The organism is Streptomyces sp. NPDC044063 (assembly GCF_056434285.1).
The window spans coordinates 121133-136706 of sequence record NZ_JBWKFM010000009.1 but is presented as its reverse complement, the minus strand read 5'-3'; the positions used below and the strand labels follow the sequence as shown (position 1 = coordinate 136706).

Here is a 15574-nt window from a genome sequence, read left to right as displayed (position 1 = left end):
TGCTGGTCACGGCGGTACGGGTGGTGGCGGCGGCTACGGCGTGGCCCGCTGGCCGCGGGCGTGGCGGGCGTGGCAGGCGCGACGGGTGGGTGGACCGCGACGGCCCGCGCCCCGGCGTGCGGGACGCGCTGCCGCGGGTGTCGGCGGCGGGTGCGGCGTGGCCCGCAGGCGTGGCAGGCGCGGCAGGCGTGCCCGGCGCGGCGGAAGGTGGACCGCGACGGCCTCCGCCGCTACGGGTGCCGGTGGGTGCGGCCTCCCGGCGCGGGGGCGCGGGCCGTCGCCCCCGCGGCGGGACGAGGCCGCGGCGGCCTTCGCCGCCCCGCCGTGCGGGGCGTGCTGTCAGTCGTGTGGCCCACAATGGGTAATCGCAGGACCGACGGCGCGGAGGACAGGCATGGCGGTGTGGGACGACCTGGTCGGGCAGGACCGGGTGATCGAGCAGCTCGCCGCTGCCGCGCGGGACGCCGACGCGCTGGTCACGGCCGGGGCCGGGGCCGGGGCCGTTACGGCCGGGGCCGGTGACGCGGGCGCTCCCGGCGCGTCCAAGATGACGCACGCGTGGTTGTTCACCGGGCCGCCCGGTTCGGGGCGGGCCACCGCCGCCCGGGCGTTCGCCGCCGCGTTGCAGTGCGTCAGCCCGGACCGGGCGTACGGCGGGCCGGGCTGCGGTTTCTGCGACGGCTGCCACACCACCCTCGTGGGGACGCACGCGGACGTCGAGATCGTGCGGACGGACGTGCTGTCGATCGGCGTCAAGGAGACGCGTGACCTGGTGCGGCGCGCCCAGCTGTCGCCCGCCGGCGGCCGCTGGCAGGTGATCGTGCTGGAGGACGCGGACCGGCTCACCGAGGGCGCCGGGAACGTCCTGCTCAAGGCGGTGGAGGAGCCCGCTCCGCGGACGGTGTGGCTGCTGTGCGCGCCGTCGCTGGAGGACGTGCTGCCGACGATCCGCTCCCGCTGCCGGTCCCTGACGCTGCGGACGCCGTCCGCCGCCGCGGTCGCCGACATCCTGGTGCGCCGGGACGGCGTCGAGCCGGAGCTGGCCGGGCGGTCCGCCCGCGCCACCCAGGGCCACATCGGCCGGGCCCGCCGCCTGGCCACCGACGAGCGGGCCCGCGCCCGCCGCGCCGCGGTGCTCAAGGTGCCGCTGCGCGTCGCGGACATGGGCGGAGCCCTCAAGGCGGCCCAGGAGCTGATCGACGCGGCCGCCGAGGACGCGAAGCAGGTCGCCGAGGAGGTCGACACCAAGGAGACCGAGGAGCTGCGCGCGGCGCTCGGCGCCGCGGCCGGCACCGGCGGTCGGCTCCCCCGGGGCACGGCGGGCGCGATGAAGGAGTTGCAGGACCGCCAGAAGCGCCGCGCCACCCGTACCCAGCGCGACAGCCTCGACCTGGCCCTGACCGACCTGACCGGCTTCTACCGCGACGTGCTGGCGCTCCAGCTCGGCTCGCGCGTCGAGCTGGCGAACGACGACGCCCGGGACGCCCTGGAGCGTGTCGCCGCCGGTTCCCGCCCGGAGGGGACGCTGCGCCGCATCGAGGCGATCGTCGCCTGCCGGCGGGCCCTCGACCGGAACGTGGCGCCCCTGCTGGCGGTCGAGGCGATGGCGGTGGCCCTCCGCGCGGGCTGACGCGCGTGCCCGCGCCGACGTGCCCGCGGAGGCCCGTGAGTAATACGGGCGGGAGGGGGCAGACCGCAGGTTGGGTGATTCCTCACTCGTACGAGGACTAGTGACCGGTAAGGCTGGCCAAGGCGGGTATCCGTCCGGATACGCTCCGTAAGCACGCATGTGGTGCGAATGCGCCGCCTGCGCGTGATGCCACCTGTCTCCCACCCCGAGGGACCAGCCGATGGACACCAGCCGTCTGCTCCGTACGTCCGGCATGCTCGTCGCCGCCGCGGCCCTGCTGCTCTCGGCGGCCGTCCAGGGCAGCGCGGTGCCGGACTCGGGTGCGGCCGGCGGGGCGAGAGGGCGGAGCGCGGCGGCCGACACCCCGGTGCCCGTGCTGGAACCGCTGCCCGTCGCGCTGCCGGCGGCGCTGCGCCCGTACTACGCGCAGAAGCCGGTGTGGCGTCCCTGCACCGGCAAGTCCGGCGCCGGCTTCGAGTGCGCCACGCTGCGCGCCCCGCTGGACTACGCCGAGCCGAAGGCCGGCGACGTCCGGCTCGCGGTGTCCCGGAAGAAGGCCTCGGGTCCCGGTCGGCGCGTCGGCTCCCTGCTGGTCAATCCGGGCGGGCCGGGCGGCTCGGCGATCGGCTTCCTGCGCGGGTACGCGGCCGCGGGCTATCCCGCCGCCGTCCGCGCCCGGTACGACCTGGTGGCGATGGACCCGCGCGGGGTGGCCGGGAGCGAGCCGGTCACCTGCCTGTCCGACACGGAGATGGACGCGTACGCGCGGGTGGACCAGACCCCGGACGACGCCGGGGAGGTCCAGGAACTGGTCGCCGCCTACAAGAAGTTCGCGGCGGGCTGCGCGGCCCGCTCCGGGAAGCTGCTGCGGCACGTCTCCACGGTGGAGGCCGCCCGCGACATGGACGTCTTCCGGGCGGTGCTGGGCGACGAGAAGCTCCACTACGTCGGCGCCTCGTACGGCACGTTCCTCGGCGCCACCTACGCCGGGCTGTACCCCTCCCGGGTCGGCCGGCTGGTGCTCGACGGCGCGCTGGACCCCTCGCTCGACCAGGAGCAGGTCAACCGCGACCAGAACGCGGGCTTCCAGACCGCCTTCGCGTCCTTCGCCCGGGACTGCTCCCGGCACGACGACTGCCCGCTGTCGGGCGGCGGCCGGGCGGACGTCGCGGCGGCCCGGCTCAAGGCCTTCTTCCACGAGCTCGACGGCCGTCCCCTCCCGGTGGGCGGGTCCCGCGAGCTGACCGAGAGCCTGGCGACCACGGGTGTGATCTCGGCCATGTACGACGAGGCGTCCTGGCCCCTCCTGCGCAAGGCCCTGCGCGACGCCCGGCAGGGCGACGGCGGCCTCCTCATGCGCCTCTCGGACGCCTACTACGAGCGCGACGAGCACGGCGTCTACAGCAATCTGATGCCCGCCAACTCCGCTGTGAACTGCCTCGACCTGCCGCCCGGCTTCAGTGGCCCGGCGGCGGTCCGGCGCGCCCTGCCCGACTTCGAGGAGGCGTCCCCGGCCCTCGGCACCAGCTTCGCCTGGTCCGCTCTGACCTGCGCCTACTGGCCGGTCCCGGCCGTCGGCACCCCTCACCGCATCCCGGCCCGCGGCGCCGCGCCGATCCTCGTCGTGGGCACCACCCGCGACCCCGCCACCCCCTACCCCTGGGCCCGCGCCCTGGCCTCCCAGCTCGCCTCGGGCCGCCTGCTGACGTACGACGGCGACGGCCACACGGCCTACACCCGGGGCAGCTCCTGCGTGGACTCCGCCATCAACGACTACCTCCTGACCGCCACCCCGCCCCCCGCCTCCCGTACCTGCTCCTGACCTGCGCGATCCCCCTCCGGCCCAGCACGGTCGGAGCACCCCCGGAAACTGTGTAGACTTGGCCGCGCTGCTGATGCCGACCTCGGTAACCGGCAGCTTGCCGCCTTAGCTCAGTTGGCCAGAGCAACGCACTCGTAATGCGTAGGTCTCGGGTTCGAATCCCGAAGGCGGCTCGGTTGAAACCCAGTCCGGATCCTGTCCGGGCTGGGTTTCGTCGTTTCCGGAGGGTCCCCGGTCCCCGTTCCCGGTTCCTCGTTCCTGGTGACTCTTGTTCCTGGAGTGATCGTGGCCACTGTCTGGTATGCCGCCTACGGTTCCAACATGGATCCCGTCCGGCTGCTGCACTATCTGGCCGGTGGGCGGCCGGTGGGGGCGGGGCGGGTGTATCCGGGGTGCCGGGATCGGACGCCGCCTCGGGAGTCGCGGGCCGTGGAGTTGCCCGGGGCGTTGTACTTCGCGACCGAGTCGCCGGTCTGGAAGGGCGGCCGGGCCTTCTACGATCCGCAGGTGCCGGGGCGGGTGCGGGCGCGGGCGCATCTGGTGACCTCGGGGCAGTTCTCCGACATCGTCGCGCAGGAGATGTACCGGGCCCCCGGGGGCGATCTCGACCTGGCGGAGGCGCTCCGGGAGGGGCGGCAGGTGCTGGGGCCCGGGCGGTACGAGACGCTGGTGTGTCCCGGGCGGCTGGACGGGGTGCCGCTGCTGACCTTCACCGCGCCCTGGCGCATGGCCGAGGTGCCCCACACCCGGCCGTCCGCCGCCTATCTGCGGCATCTCGCGGTGGGGCTGCGCGGGGCGGGGGTGTGGGACGAGGGGTCCGTCGCCGACTATCTCGCGCGGGCGCCGGGCGCGGCGGGGCACTGGAGCGCGGAGCGGATCAGGGAGCTGCTGGAGCCGCCTCCCAGTCCCCCAGGAAGTCGATCTCCGAGGTGAGGCGGACGCCCGTGTGCAGCAGGACGCGGTCGCGGACGAGGTCGATGGCCCGGGCGAAGGCGGTGGCGGTGGCGCCGTCGTCGGCGACGAGCGTGGGGTGGAGGGTGGAGACGCGGACGCCGGGGGTGAGCGGGGTGCCCGGGGGGAAGCCGGAGTGGCGGATGAGCCAGCCGGCGCTGACGCGGGTGGAGCCGTCGGGGAAGCGGTTGACCGGGGCCGCGCGTTCGCGCAGGGCCGTGGCCTGGTCGGGGGTGACCTCGGGGCTGAGGAAGACGCTGCCGACCGAGCGCCGGTCGGGGGCGCGGTCGTCGAGGACCATGCCCTTGCCGCGGCGTACGGTCAGGACCGCGCGGGCGGCGTCGGCGAGCGGGACGCGGCTGCCGCGGGGGACGCCGAGTTCGGCCGCGACCGCGCCGTAGTCGACCGGGGCGCTCAGCGCTGACCGGCGCAGGGCGAAGACCAGGGTGAGCAGGGTCCAGCGGCGGGTGTGCTTGAAGACGCTGGTGCGGTGGCCGAGGCCGCAGTCGGCGGCGTCGAGGGTGACCTCGCGGCCGAGGTGCCAGTCCCAGGCGGTGACCCGGAGCAGGGTGTCGGCGACGACCTGGCCGTACGCGCCGACGTTCTGGACGGGGGTGGCGCCTGTGGTGCCGGGGATGCCGGTGAGCATCTCCATGCCGGTCAGGCCCTCGGCGACGGTGAGCGCGACCAGGTCGCCCAGCGGGTGGCCGGCCTGGACCTCCAGCAGCAGGCCGCCGTCCGGCGCGGTCCCGGTGACGCGGACGCCCCGGGTGGCCATCCGCAGGACGGCGGGGGAGCAGCCGGCGTCGGCGGCCAGGACGTTGCTGCCCTCGCCCAGGCAGACCGGCGGCCCGGGGCGGGTGGCGGCCAGCGCGGCGAAGTCCGGGAAGTCCTCCGGGTCGTGGAGTTCGGCGAGGACGGACGCGGGTCCGCCGACGCCGAGGGTCGTCATCGGGGCGAGCGGTAACTCATGGGTGACGTGCATGTGTTCCTTCTGCCTAGCAGGCGGCGCGGGGGCTGTCCTCCTCCCGCGGCCGGTCGGCCGTCAGGAGGTCGTCGGTCCGCTGCACGATCCGCCGGGCCGCCTGGCTGTCGAAGCGCAGGAAGCGCCGGCGCAGGTCGGTCAGGCGGGCGGTGGCGCGCAGCGAGGTGACGGTGTCGGTGAGGTCGAGGGCGTCCCCGGCGGCCTCGGCCGCGCCGTCGACCTCGCCGCGGGCGAGGCGGGCCTCGGCCAGGGAGGCGCAGTGCAGCAGCCGGTTGCGGGGCTGGCTTTCGCCGAGCAGTTCGATGCCGTGCTGGAGGTGCCATTCCGCCTGGTGGGGGCAGCCGATCTCCAGCCAGGCGCGGCCGGCGTCGGCCACCATGACGGCGGGGGAGAGCCAGTAGGCCCAAGGGGCGTCGGCCGGGGGGCCGCCGGCCTCGGCGAGCTCGGCGGCCTCCTCCAGGGCGCGCCGGCAGCCGGTCCCGTCGCCGAGCCCGGCGTGGGCGCGGGCCTGACGAGTGGCCAGCAGGGCCTGGGTGATGCCGGGTTCCTCGCCGGCGGAGCCTTGGCGGGCGATGCGGATCAGCCGCAGCGCCTCGTCGCCCCGGCCCGCCCAGCCGGCGCGGTAGCTCATGCAGGAGATGACGTACGCGGCCAGGGAGCGGTCCCCGGCGGTGCGGGCGGCTTCCAGCGCGGTGAGGAAGCAGGTGCGGCTGCGGCGTTCCAGGCCGAGGTCGGCGGCGAGCCAGCCGGCGAGCTGGGCGAGTTCGGCGATGATGCGGTGGAGGCGGACGCCGGTGGCGGGGGAGTAGGCGTAGTCGGTGGCCATCGTGCGGGCCCATCGCAGGTCCTGGAGCGCCCAGTCCATCACCAGCCCGCCGTGGGAGCTGTCGTCGAGGAGGCGGAGCTGGCGGATCCGGGCGGTCAGGATCTCCAGCGCCTCCCCGGGTATCTCGGCGCCGCGCGCCCTGGTGGGCGGCGCGCCGCCGGCGTCCAGCAGCCAGTCGACGGCGGCCGGGAGGGGGTCGGGCAGTGCCGTCCCGGAGGGAGCGGGGACATGGAGCGGTCCGCCGGGCGGGGTGCCGGGCGGTGCGGGGACCGGTGAGGCCGGGACCGGTGAGGCGGGGACGGGCCGCCGGGCGCGGGGGGTCGCGGGGACGAGCGAGGGGCGGTCCGGCGTGGCGGGCGCCGGGAAGTGGCGGGGCCAGAGCGCGCCGACGGTGACGGGTTCGCCCAGCCGCTCGGAGAGGATCGCGGCGACGACCTGGGGCAGTCGGCGGCGCGGCAGGGAGCCTTTCAGCCAGTTGTAGGGGGCCTTGGGGCTGATGGTGCCCGGGCCGCACTTCCGGTTGATCTCGCGGGCCAGCTGTTCGGGGGTCCAGGACAACAGCTGCAGGCAGGAGGCCAGTACAGAGGTGCCGCCGGCTTCCATGCTCGCTCCCCCGCCCGTCGCGGACGCTTCTGAACGTAACCAGGCATTCCCTTTACCCGTGAGGTCAATCTGTGACAACAGCCACAGAGAGTGACTCGTCGTGCGGGGCGCGTACGCCGTCCGCGGGCCGGCGCGGGGTGAGGACCCGCAGGTAGAGGAGGACTCCGGCGGCGAGCACGGCGTCGGCGAGGAGGAAGGGCGCGTGGAACGATCCGGTGGTCTGCGCCAGCCAGCCCGTCAGCAGCACACCGCACGCGGTGGCGGCGGTGTTGGCGAAGTTCATCAGTCCGCTGACGGCGCCCACCGCGCCCGGCGGGGCGAGCAGTCCGGGCAGGCTCCAGGCCACGGGCGCGGCCACGGCGAGCCCCGCCAGGGAGACCGACATCCAGCACACGGCCATCGCCGGGGAGCCGGCCGTGCCCGCCGCGCCGATGGTGGCGCCGGCCGCCAGGCCCCCCACCAGCACCCGCCGCCGGACGGCCCACGGGTCGCCGCCGCGCCGTACGAGGCGGTCGACGAGCCAGCCGCCGAGCAGCAGTTCCGCCACGGTGGCGACGGCCCACGGGATCATCGAATAGACGCCGGACGCGAGCAGTTTCACGTGGAACTGCCGCTGGAAGAACTCCGGCATCCAGGTCAGCACGATGTTGATCGTGTAGCCGTAGCAGGCGAAGCCGAGCGAGAGGGTCCACACCCGGCGGGAGCGCAGCGCCCGGCGCAGCTCCCCGGCCCGCGGCCGGTCGGCGTCGCGCGCGCCGCCCCGGAGGATGAACTCCCGTTCCGCGGGCCGCAGCAGACGGTGTTCGGAGGGGTCGCGGTAGCCGATCCACCAGACCACGGTGAAGATCAGGCTGAGCACCGAGGTGAAGAGGAATCCGGCCCTCCAGCCCCAGGTGCTCATCACGAACGCCAGCACCGGGAAGGCCACCATGTTGGACAGCTTGGTGGCGCCGTCGAAGAGGGCCGTCGCCAGGCCGCGCTCGCCCAGCGGGAACCAGGCCGCGGTCGCCTTCGACGCGCCGACCATCGACGGCCCCTCCGCCACCCCCAGCAGCAGCCGGGCCGCGATGACACCACCCAGTCCGCCGGCGATCGCGGTCAGCAGGCCGGCGACCGCCCACAGCACCGAGGCGACACGGGTGAGACGGGAGACGCCCAGGGTGTCCACCAGGAGCCCGGCCGGCAGCTGCACCAGGCAGTACGACCAGGTGAAGGCGGAGAGGACGACGCCCAGCCGGGTGAGGTCGAGCCCGAAGTCGGCGGCGATGGAGGAACTGGCGACGGACAGCGCGGTCCGGTCGACGAAGTTGACGAGGATGCCGCCGGCGATCAGTCCTCCGATCGCCCAGCGCGTACGTCCTCCGGATTCCGCTCCGGGTGCCACGGCCCCGCCCTCCCTGTACGTGCCGGGGGCGGGGAACCGGACCGATCGGGCCGATCGGGCCCTCCCGACTGACCGTATTGACCGGCCGAGCTGACCGGACTGACCAAACTGACCACCGCCATGCCTTCAGAAAGGATCTCAGGTGCGGTGAAGTTGACCCACCAGTCACGACGCGCACGGGGGAGATGAAGCCATGTCCGATGTGTTGGCGGGGACCGAGATCGTGTCCTTGGACGCGCTGCTGCCGGCCGACTCGCCGCGCCTGGCCGGGGAGAACGTCCGGCACACGCGGATGCTCGCCGAGTCGGGCGCGGAGCTGCCGCCGATCGTGGTGCACCGGCCCACGATGCGCATCGTCGACGGGACCCACCGCCACCGCGCCGCCCTGCGCCGGGGCGACGCGTGCATCCAGGCGCGGTTCGTCGACGGGACGCCGGAGGACGCCTTCGTCCTCGCCGTACGGCTGAACAGCGCGCAGGGCATGCCGCTCACCCGCGAGGACCGTACGGCCGCCGCCGCCCGTATCCTCGCCAGTCACCCGCACTGGTCCGACCGGCGCATCGCCGCCGTCACGGGCATCTCCGCCAGCGTGGTCGCCCAGCGGCGGCGCGCGATCGGCCGGGACAAGCACCTGAACTCCCGGACCGGGCGGGACGGTCGGGTCCGCCCGCTCAACGCGGCGGACGGCCGCCGGCGGGCCGTGCAGTACATCGCCGACCGGCCCGGCGCGTCCCTCCGGGAGATCGCTCAGGTGGCCGGGGTGGCCGTCGCCACCGCCCGGGACGTGCGCGAGCGGCTGCGGCACGGCGAGGACCCGGTGCCGGCCAAGCTCCGCGCGGCGGAACGCGGCGCGGCGGCCGAGGTGCCGGCGCCCTTCGACAGCGGCTCCGCGATGCGCCGCGACCCGTCACTGCGCTTCTCCGAGTCGGGCCGGACCCTGCTGCGGCTGCTGAGCTTCAGGACGCTGGACGGCGAGCAGCTGCGCCGGCTCGTCGAGAGCGTGCCCCCGCACCGCACGGCCGACGTGGCCCGCGCCGCGCGGCGCTGCGCCGAGCAATGGCTGAAATTCGCCCGTGAGGTCGAGCTCCGGGGCATGGAACGACGCCCGGCCCAGCGCGGCGGGTTCACCGGCGTCTGACCAGGGGCTCACGCGTGCCCGATGCCCCGCCGGGCCGGCCACCCCCCGGCCGGACCCCCCACCGGGGCCCGGCGGGCCGGCGTCCGGCGTTCCCGCCCCGGCCGCTCCCGGGCCGGGGCGCCGGCGTCCCCGGCCGGGCCCTCGCCCGGCCGGGACGCCGGTCACGATCCGCCTCCCGAAAACAGGACGTCAGGAATCCGTCTCCGCGAACTGGCCCGGCCTACGACCCTGGCCCGCCGGGCCGCGGTAGGCCTGGGCTATCGACAGCCAGTGGCGGGCGGTGTCCCCGGTGGCCTCCAGGGCGAGGTCGTCCGCGTGGCGGCGCCGGGTGGCCAGCAGGCACAGGTCCAGCGCCGGCCCCGTGATCCGCTGCGCGGCGTCCGCCGGGCCGAACTCCCAGCGGGCGCCGGAGGGGGCGGTCAGCTCGAAGCGGAACGGTTCCTCCGGCGGGGTCAGGCCGTGCGAGAGGTAGCCGAAGTCGCGGGTGAGCACCACGAACTCGACCAGGTGGCGCAGCCGGTCGGTGGACTCGGGCCGGACGGCGGCCGTGTCGGCGATGTCCTGGCCGTGCGCGAACACCTCCATGATCCCGGCGCGGGCCAGCACGGCCGGCGGCAGCGGGTTGACCAGCCAGGGCACCAGCTGTCCGGCGGGCACGGCGGCCAGGGCCGCGACGGAGGCCTCCGCCTCGGTCCGCCAGCGGTCCAGCACCTGCTCGCGGGTCAGGGCCCGGTACGGCCGGAGCGCCGCGTTCACCGCGCCGTCGAAGTCGCGCGCCGCGCCCGCGGCCATGGCCTTGAACGCCTCGGGGTCCCGGGCGGCCGTGCCGGCCGCCTGGAAGATGAAGGTCAGGTGGGCGATCTGGTCGGCGACGGTCCAGCCGGGCGCGGGGGTCGGCGCCTGCCACAGCGCGTCGTCGAGTCCGGCCACCAGTCGGTCGAGGTCGTCGATCGCGGCGGTCAGGTCCTTCAGGACGTCCATGTGCTCATTCATCCGGGTTCCCTCCATTGGATGCCATCGGATGCCATCGGATGCCATCGGTGGCGTTGGATGCCGTGCGGTCAGGACGCGGCGAGCCGGGCTCCGGCCCGCCGGGCCGCCGTGAGGGCGGCCCACGAGGTGAGTTCGATCAGCGGCCGGTCCCCGGGCCGGACGGCCCGGAAGGCGGCCACGTCGGCGGGCCCGGCCCGGTACGAGGCCAGGGCGGTCAGCAGCGCCAGCCGGGCCGCCGGGCGCAGGGTCGGGGGCAGGGCGGCCACGGCGTCGCCGGACCGGTCCCGGTCGCCGCCCGGTGGGTCCGCCAGCCGGTCGAGGACCAGGCGGCGTACGGGCTCGGGCACCGCGCGCTCGCCGGCGGCGTCCACGGCCGCGGCGGCCCGTGCGAAGGCGCCCGCGACGGCGGGCCGGCCCGCCGCCCAGGCGAGGTCCTCCGGCAGGGGCGCGGCGGGCAGCAGGTCCAGTGAGCCGCCGGGGGCCGGGTCGCCGGCGGGCCGGGTGACGCGGCTGACCGCCCGCAGCATCCCGCCGCGCATCGCGGCGGGGGTGAAAGCCGGTACGGGCGAGTCGCGGAGGAAGACGTTGACCATGCGGTTGAGGTAGTGGAAGGTCACGGCCACGCCGATGACCTCGGGCGCTTCGCCGGCCGGGAAGGGCCGGGGTCCGCCACGGCCCGCCCAGGCCGCGAGGCGTCCGGCGGTGTGGTCCGGCGGCAGGGTGCGCACCTGGGCCCGGTGCACGTCGACGCAGTAGGGGCAGGAGTTGGCGCGGGAGACACCGGTGGCCACCGCCTCCTTGGCGGCGCGGCTGACCCTGCCGTCGGCGAGCAGGGTCTCGCGGAGCATCAGCCAGCAGGCGGCGAGGGTCTCGGGCGCGGGGGAGTGGAGGGCCAGCGGCGGCGCGAGCAGGCCGAACTCCCGCTCGGAGGCGGTGTAGACGGCGGCGACCAGGCCGTCGGCCGCGCCGGGCGGCACCGGCCGGACGTGCCGGACGCCGGCCAGGGAGCCGCGCAGCGCCGTGCGGACGAGGGTCCTCACCGCCGTCACCGCGCGGAGGTCATGGGCAGCACGCCGCGCCGCCCCGCCGCCCCGCCGTCCGGTGCCGGGGCCCCGTAGGTGACCTTCACGCCCCGCTCCCGCGCCGCGCGGACGATGCCGGGCACGGCGCGTTCGGCGAGCGCGGCGATGGTCATCGCGGGGTTGACGGTGAGGGCGCCGGGCACGGCCGAGCCGTCGGTGACGAAGATGCCGGGGTGGCCGCGGAGTTCGTGCCGGTCGTCGAGGGCGGAGGTGGCGGGGTCGTCGCCGATGCGGCAGGAGGCGAGCGGGTGGACGGTGTAGGCGCCGACCACGTCGTTGGTCCAGGGCAGGACGGTGGCGAGGCCGTCCTTCTCCAGGATCTCCTTGACCTCGGCGTCCGAGAGGGCCCAGCCGCGCAGGGTGTTCTCGGTGGGGACGTACCGCAGCGCGCCGCGGCCGAGCATCTGCTGCGAGACGCGGTGGGCGTTGCCGGTGGCCGGGGGCGGTCCGAAGACGCCCTCGTTGTCGTCCTCGCTCATGGTGAAGACGGTGAGCCAGGAGCGCCAGCGTTCGAGCATGCGCCGCTTCTCCGGGCCGAACCACACCGGCCCGTCCGCGCCGGCGGTCTGGGCGAGGATGGTGCCGAGGCCGGGCGGGAAGTAGAGCTGTTCGAGCGAGTAGCGGGTGTATTCGGGCAGGGAGCCGTCGAGCCGGTCCCAGCTGGCGGCGGTCGGGCCCTTGCCGATGTGGTTGGCGGCGTAGGCCAGGCCGTCCTCGCGGGAGAGGCCGAGGACCTCGGCGACCCTGGTCTCGTCGAGGACGGCGGTGTTGAGGCGTTCGCCGTTGCCGGAGAAGTAGCGGCCGACGGCCCGGGGCATGGGGCCGAGCGTGGCCTCGCTGCGTTGGAGGATGACGGGGGTGGCGCCGGCCCCGGCCGCGAGGACGACGATCCGGGCCTCGATGGTGCCGCCGCCGGTGTGGACGCGGTAGTCCTCCTCGTCGATCAGTGTGTAGTGGGCGCGGAAGCCTCCGTCGTCGGTGCGTTCCAGGGACTGCACCTCGTGCAGCGGACGGATCTCGGCGCCGTGCGCGAGGGCGGCCGGCAGGTAGTTGAAGAGCAGCGACCGTTTGGCGTCGAAGCGGCAGCCGGCCATCATCCAGTTGCAGTTGACGCACTTGTCGCCGTCGATCGCCACGGGCAGCGGATTGGCGGTGCGCCCCGCGTGGTGGCAGGCGGCGGCCCACACACCGCCGGCGTAGGTGACGTCGTCCCAGGTCTGCGGGGTGACGGGAAGGGCCTCGGCCACCCGGTCGTACCAGGGGTCCAGGGAGTCGCGGGTGATCGCGGCCGGCCACATCCGGCGGCCGATGCCGCCCCGCCGGTCGAAGACGAAGCGGGGGGCGCGGGGCATCGCGGCGAAGTAGACGACGCTGCCGCCGCCGACGCAGTTGCCGCCGAGGACGCTCATGCCGTCGCCGACGACGAAGTCGAAGGCGCGGGTGTACGAGGAGCCGAGTTTGTAGTCCTGCTCGAAGTCCTCGCCCGACAGCCAGGGTCCGCGTTCGAGGACGGTGACCCTGGCGCCGCCCGCCGCGAGGTGGTAGGCGGCGATCGCGCCGCCGAAGCCGCTGCCGACGACGAGGACGTCGGTGCGTTCGGTGCTGCTCATGCCGGGCTCCCTGAGGGTGTGGTGTCGGGGTGGAGGCGTGCCAGCGGCCGGCCGTAGGAGTGCCGGGTGTACCGCCACAGCCCGTCCGCGTCCGGTGGGGTCATGCCCATGGCGGTGAGGCCGGGGTGGCCGGCGGCGATCGCCTCGGCGGTGTGGAGGTGGGCCGCCGAGTCGAAGGCCATGTTGGAGAACAGCGCGAGCAGCACCCAGAATTCGCGCTCGGGGTGGCCCGGGGCGGTCAGCCGCCGTACCAGCGCCGCGCGACGGTCCGGCGGCAGCGCCACGAACCCGCCGGCGTCCAGGCCCTGTTCGGCGGCGTGCGAGCGCGCGTGGCCGTCGAGGAGCCGTGCGAGCTCGTCGAGGTCGCCGGAGACGCCGGTGGCGTCCCAGCGGAGGAGTTCCAGGGCGCCGGCCTCGGCCGCGCCGTCGATGATGGTGTCCGCGTACGCCTCCAGCGTGCGGGCCGTGTGCGGATCTTCCGGTGCCGTCCGGTCGCTCAACTCTGCCTCCACTGCGTGGATAGGGCTTTCGGGATGCCGGTAATAGGCTGGGGAGCGAGGGGGCGTCCCGCGCTCCCGGCGAGTTCGGAAGACGGTGTTCCGAATTCCGTCGGAACTGACCCTCTTGAAATTCTTGCCAAAAACAGGTCAGCCGGTAGGCTCTGACCGATCAAGGCCGGGCCGTGCCGCATGAACGCCCGCCCGGCTTGCTCCGCCCTGAGGTACGGCCCGCTCGACCAGAGATCACGCGAGGCACGACGAACCACGGGGGACAGCATGGAAAGAGCAGACGCCTGCGTGCGTTTCGCGCATGCGGTGCACATAGGCGATCTCCTGCCCGCGGATTCACCACGACTGGACGGGCTCGACGAGGAGCACGCGCGCCGGCTCGCCGAGAAGGAATCGGAATTACCCCCGATCCTGGTGCACCGGCGGACTCTTCGGGTCATCGACGGAATGCACCGGATAAGGGCGGCCCGGCTGAACGGCCGTACGGAGATCAGGGCCGTGTTCTTCGACGGCTCGGAGGCCGACGCGTTCCTCCGTGCCGTCGTCGCGAACGTCTCGCACGGGCTGCCCCTGTCGATGGCCGACCGCAAGGCCGCGGCGGGCCGCATCCTGGCGTCGCACCCCCTCCTCTCCGACCGGGCCGTCGCCGCGTACACCGGCCTGGCCGCCCGCTCGGTGGGCGCCGTGCGGCGGCGTTCAGCCGCGGATTCCCTCCGGCTGAACATCCGCATAGGCACCGACGGCAGGGCGCACCCGCTGGACCGGGCCGCCGGCCGGGTCCGGGCCTCGGAGATCATCGCCGAGCGCCCCGGCCTGCCGCTGCGGGCGGTCGCCAGGGAGGCGGGCATCTCCGTGGGCACGGCCCACGACGTCCGCCGGCGGCTGCGCCGCGGGGACGATCCCGTCCCGGCGGCACGGAGAGCCCCGCACGCCGCCGGCACCTCACCGGACCCCCGGTGCACACTGCGCAGACTCGCCGGGGACCCCGCGCTGCGGCAGAGCGAGGCGGGCCGCGAACTGCTGCGCTGGCTGCACGTCCAGATCGCCATGGGCGACGACTGGAAGAAGCGCACGGACGCCGTTCCGCCGCATTGCGCGGACGCCGTGGCGGAACTCGCCCGGCAGTGCTCCGCGACCTGGCAGGAAATCGCCCGGGAACTGCGCCGCCGCACGTCCGCCGAATGACCTTCGGTCGCACCGTGTCGCATCGTCATCGAAGCAGGGAGGAATCATGCTGAATTCCACCGAGTCGGCCGTCAAACGGGTCATCGACGACATGCACGCCAATCTGGGCCAGGAACTCACGATCGACGACATGGCCCGTACCGCGATGTTCAGCAAGTTCCATTTCACCCGCATCTTCCGCGACACCACCGGGGTCTCACCGGGGCGCTTCCTTTCCGCGCTCAGGCTCCAGGAGGCCAAGCGCCTTCTCGTGGACACGTCGATGAGCATCGCCGACATCAGCAGCGAGGTCGGCTACAGCAGCGTCGGGACGTTCAGTTCGCGATTCAAGATATGTGTGGGGGTGGCACCCTCCGCATATCGCGAACTCGGTGGATTCACCGCGGAAATCCGTACCGACGACAGTCACCGGACGACCGGCCGGCAGCAGTCGCTGCGCGGCGAGCTCCTCCTTCCGCCGGCCCGTTCCCCGGGCTTCGTCTTCGTCGGCCTCTTCCCCGGCTGCGTCCCCCAGGGCCAGCCGGTGCGCTGCGCGGTGCTCGACGGGCCCGGCGCGTACGAACTGCCGGACGTGCCGCCGGGCACCTGGTACGTGCTGGCGCACTCCGTCCCGTACGGCTACGAGGGCGTGCCGTCCGGGCTGGGCGACGCGGTGACGCCGTCCGTGGGCTCCGTCGGTCCGCTCACGGTCCTGCCCGACAGCGTCCTCGCGCCGGCCGACATCCGGTTGCGTGGGGTGCGGGCGCTCGACCCGCCGGTGCTGCTGGCGCTGCTCGACCTGCGGATGGCGGCCCTGGAGGCGGTGGCCGGCTGACGGGCGGCGGCCGCCGCGGGGACGGGGGCCCGGAGCGCGGCC

At 74.9% G+C, this 15574-nt stretch carries 13 protein-coding genes and 1 tRNA gene; 7 read left to right on the top strand and 7 right to left on the bottom strand.

The window, feature by feature from the left end:
• The first annotated feature begins 394 nt into the window (after window positions 1-394).
• From AC07BS_RS14140 to AC07BS_RS14125, 4 genes are all read left to right on the top strand, one after another.
• Window positions 395-1630, top strand: a complete 1236-nt coding sequence (locus tag AC07BS_RS14140) for a DNA polymerase III subunit delta' (protein WP_478932241.1) — start codon at window positions 395-397, stop codon at window positions 1628-1630.
• A gap of 220 nt (window positions 1631-1850) precedes the next feature.
• A complete protein-coding gene (locus tag AC07BS_RS14135; protein ID WP_478932239.1) occupies window positions 1851-3452 on the top strand; it encodes an alpha/beta hydrolase in 1602 nt (533 codons plus the stop codon).
• Between the two features lie 99 nt (window positions 3453-3551).
• Window positions 3552-3625 (top strand) — tRNA-Thr (locus AC07BS_RS14130).
• A 148-nt stretch (window positions 3626-3773) separates the two neighbouring features.
• On the top strand, window positions 3774-4385 hold the full coding sequence (locus AC07BS_RS14125; RefSeq protein ID WP_478645947.1) for a histone deacetylase: 612 nt from the start codon (window positions 3774-3776) through the stop codon (window positions 4383-4385).
• Here the strand turns inward: AC07BS_RS14125 and AC07BS_RS14120 are convergent.
• From AC07BS_RS14120 to AC07BS_RS14110, 3 genes are all read right to left on the bottom strand, one after another.
• Window positions 4330-5388: a UDP-N-acetylmuramate dehydrogenase gene (locus AC07BS_RS14120; protein WP_478932238.1), complete on the bottom strand. Its 1059-nt coding sequence runs from the start codon at window positions 5386-5388 to the stop codon at window positions 4330-4332. The two genes, AC07BS_RS14125 and AC07BS_RS14120, sit on opposite strands and share 56 nt — an antisense overlap.
• 13 nt (window positions 5389-5401) lie before the next feature.
• Window positions 5402-6817: a hypothetical protein gene (locus AC07BS_RS14115; RefSeq protein WP_478932236.1), complete on the bottom strand. Its 1416-nt coding sequence runs from the start codon at window positions 6815-6817 to the stop codon at window positions 5402-5404.
• Window positions 6818-6881: 64 nt separating this feature from the next.
• Window positions 6882-8201 (bottom strand): MFS transporter, encoded by a 1320-nt coding sequence (locus AC07BS_RS14110; protein ID WP_478645700.1) that lies wholly within the window; start codon window positions 8199-8201, stop codon window positions 6882-6884.
• Window positions 8202-8394: 193 nt separating this feature from the next.
• Here AC07BS_RS14110 and AC07BS_RS14105 point away from each other — a divergent pair, with 193 nt between their 5' ends.
• Window positions 8395-9339, top strand: coding sequence for a hypothetical protein (locus AC07BS_RS14105; RefSeq protein WP_478645702.1), 945 nt, complete (start codon window positions 8395-8397; stop codon window positions 9337-9339).
• A 189-nt stretch (window positions 9340-9528) separates the two neighbouring features.
• Here AC07BS_RS14105 and AC07BS_RS14100 read toward each other — a convergent pair whose 3' ends face one another.
• The 4 genes from AC07BS_RS14100 to AC07BS_RS14085 form a co-directional block, all read right to left on the bottom strand.
• Window positions 9529-10332: a TIGR03084 family metal-binding protein gene (locus AC07BS_RS14100; protein WP_478932233.1), complete on the bottom strand. Its 804-nt coding sequence runs from the start codon at window positions 10330-10332 to the stop codon at window positions 9529-9531.
• A 68-nt stretch (window positions 10333-10400) separates the two neighbouring features.
• Window positions 10401-11372 (bottom strand): carboxymuconolactone decarboxylase family protein, encoded by a 972-nt coding sequence (locus tag AC07BS_RS14095; RefSeq protein WP_478932231.1) that lies wholly within the window; start codon window positions 11370-11372, stop codon window positions 10401-10403.
• A gap of 5 nt (window positions 11373-11377) precedes the next feature.
• On the bottom strand, window positions 11378-13024 hold the full coding sequence (locus AC07BS_RS14090; protein WP_478645706.1) for an FAD-dependent oxidoreductase: 1647 nt from the start codon (window positions 13022-13024) through the stop codon (window positions 11378-11380).
• Complete coding sequence (locus AC07BS_RS14085; RefSeq protein WP_478932228.1) at window positions 13021-13524, bottom strand: DUF5987 family protein; 504 nt, start codon at window positions 13522-13524, stop codon at window positions 13021-13023. The genes AC07BS_RS14090 and AC07BS_RS14085 overlap by 4 nt, the downstream gene beginning before the upstream one ends.
• A gap of 297 nt (window positions 13525-13821) precedes the next feature.
• Here AC07BS_RS14085 and AC07BS_RS14080 point away from each other — a divergent pair, with 297 nt between their 5' ends.
• Window positions 13822-14718, top strand: coding sequence for a ParB/RepB/Spo0J family partition protein (locus AC07BS_RS14080; RefSeq protein WP_478645711.1), 897 nt, complete (start codon window positions 13822-13824; stop codon window positions 14716-14718).
• Between the two features lie 43 nt (window positions 14719-14761).
• On the top strand, window positions 14762-15532 hold the full coding sequence (locus tag AC07BS_RS14075) for a helix-turn-helix domain-containing protein (RefSeq protein ID WP_478932368.1): 771 nt from the start codon (window positions 14762-14764) through the stop codon (window positions 15530-15532).
• Window positions 15533-15574 lie beyond the last annotated feature (42 nt).

Excerpts from the sequence above, each read along its gene's own strand:
- AC07BS_RS14135 (WP_478932239.1), top strand. The coding sequence starts at position 1,851 with ATGGACACCAGCCGTCTGCTCCGTACGTCCGGCATGCTCGTCGCCGCC.
- AC07BS_RS14090 (WP_478645706.1), bottom strand. The coding sequence starts at position 13,024 with ATGAGCAGCACCGAACGCACCGACGTCCTCGTCGTCGGCAGCGGCTTC.
- AC07BS_RS14125 (WP_478645947.1), top strand. The coding sequence starts at position 3,774 with ATGGATCCCGTCCGGCTGCTGCACTATCTGGCCGGTGGGCGGCCGGTG.
- AC07BS_RS14105 (WP_478645702.1), top strand. The coding sequence starts at position 8,395 with ATGTCCGATGTGTTGGCGGGGACCGAGATCGTGTCCTTGGACGCGCTG.
- AC07BS_RS14100 (WP_478932233.1), bottom strand. The coding sequence starts at position 10,332 with ATGAATGAGCACATGGACGTCCTGAAGGACCTGACCGCCGCGATCGAC.
- AC07BS_RS14115 (WP_478932236.1), bottom strand. The coding sequence starts at position 6,817 with ATGGAAGCCGGCGGCACCTCTGTACTGGCCTCCTGCCTGCAGCTGTTG.
- AC07BS_RS14120 (WP_478932238.1), bottom strand. The coding sequence starts at position 5,388 with ATGCACGTCACCCATGAGTTACCGCTCGCCCCGATGACGACCCTCGGC.
- AC07BS_RS14140 (WP_478932241.1), top strand. The coding sequence starts at position 395 with ATGGCGGTGTGGGACGACCTGGTCGGGCAGGACCGGGTGATCGAGCAG.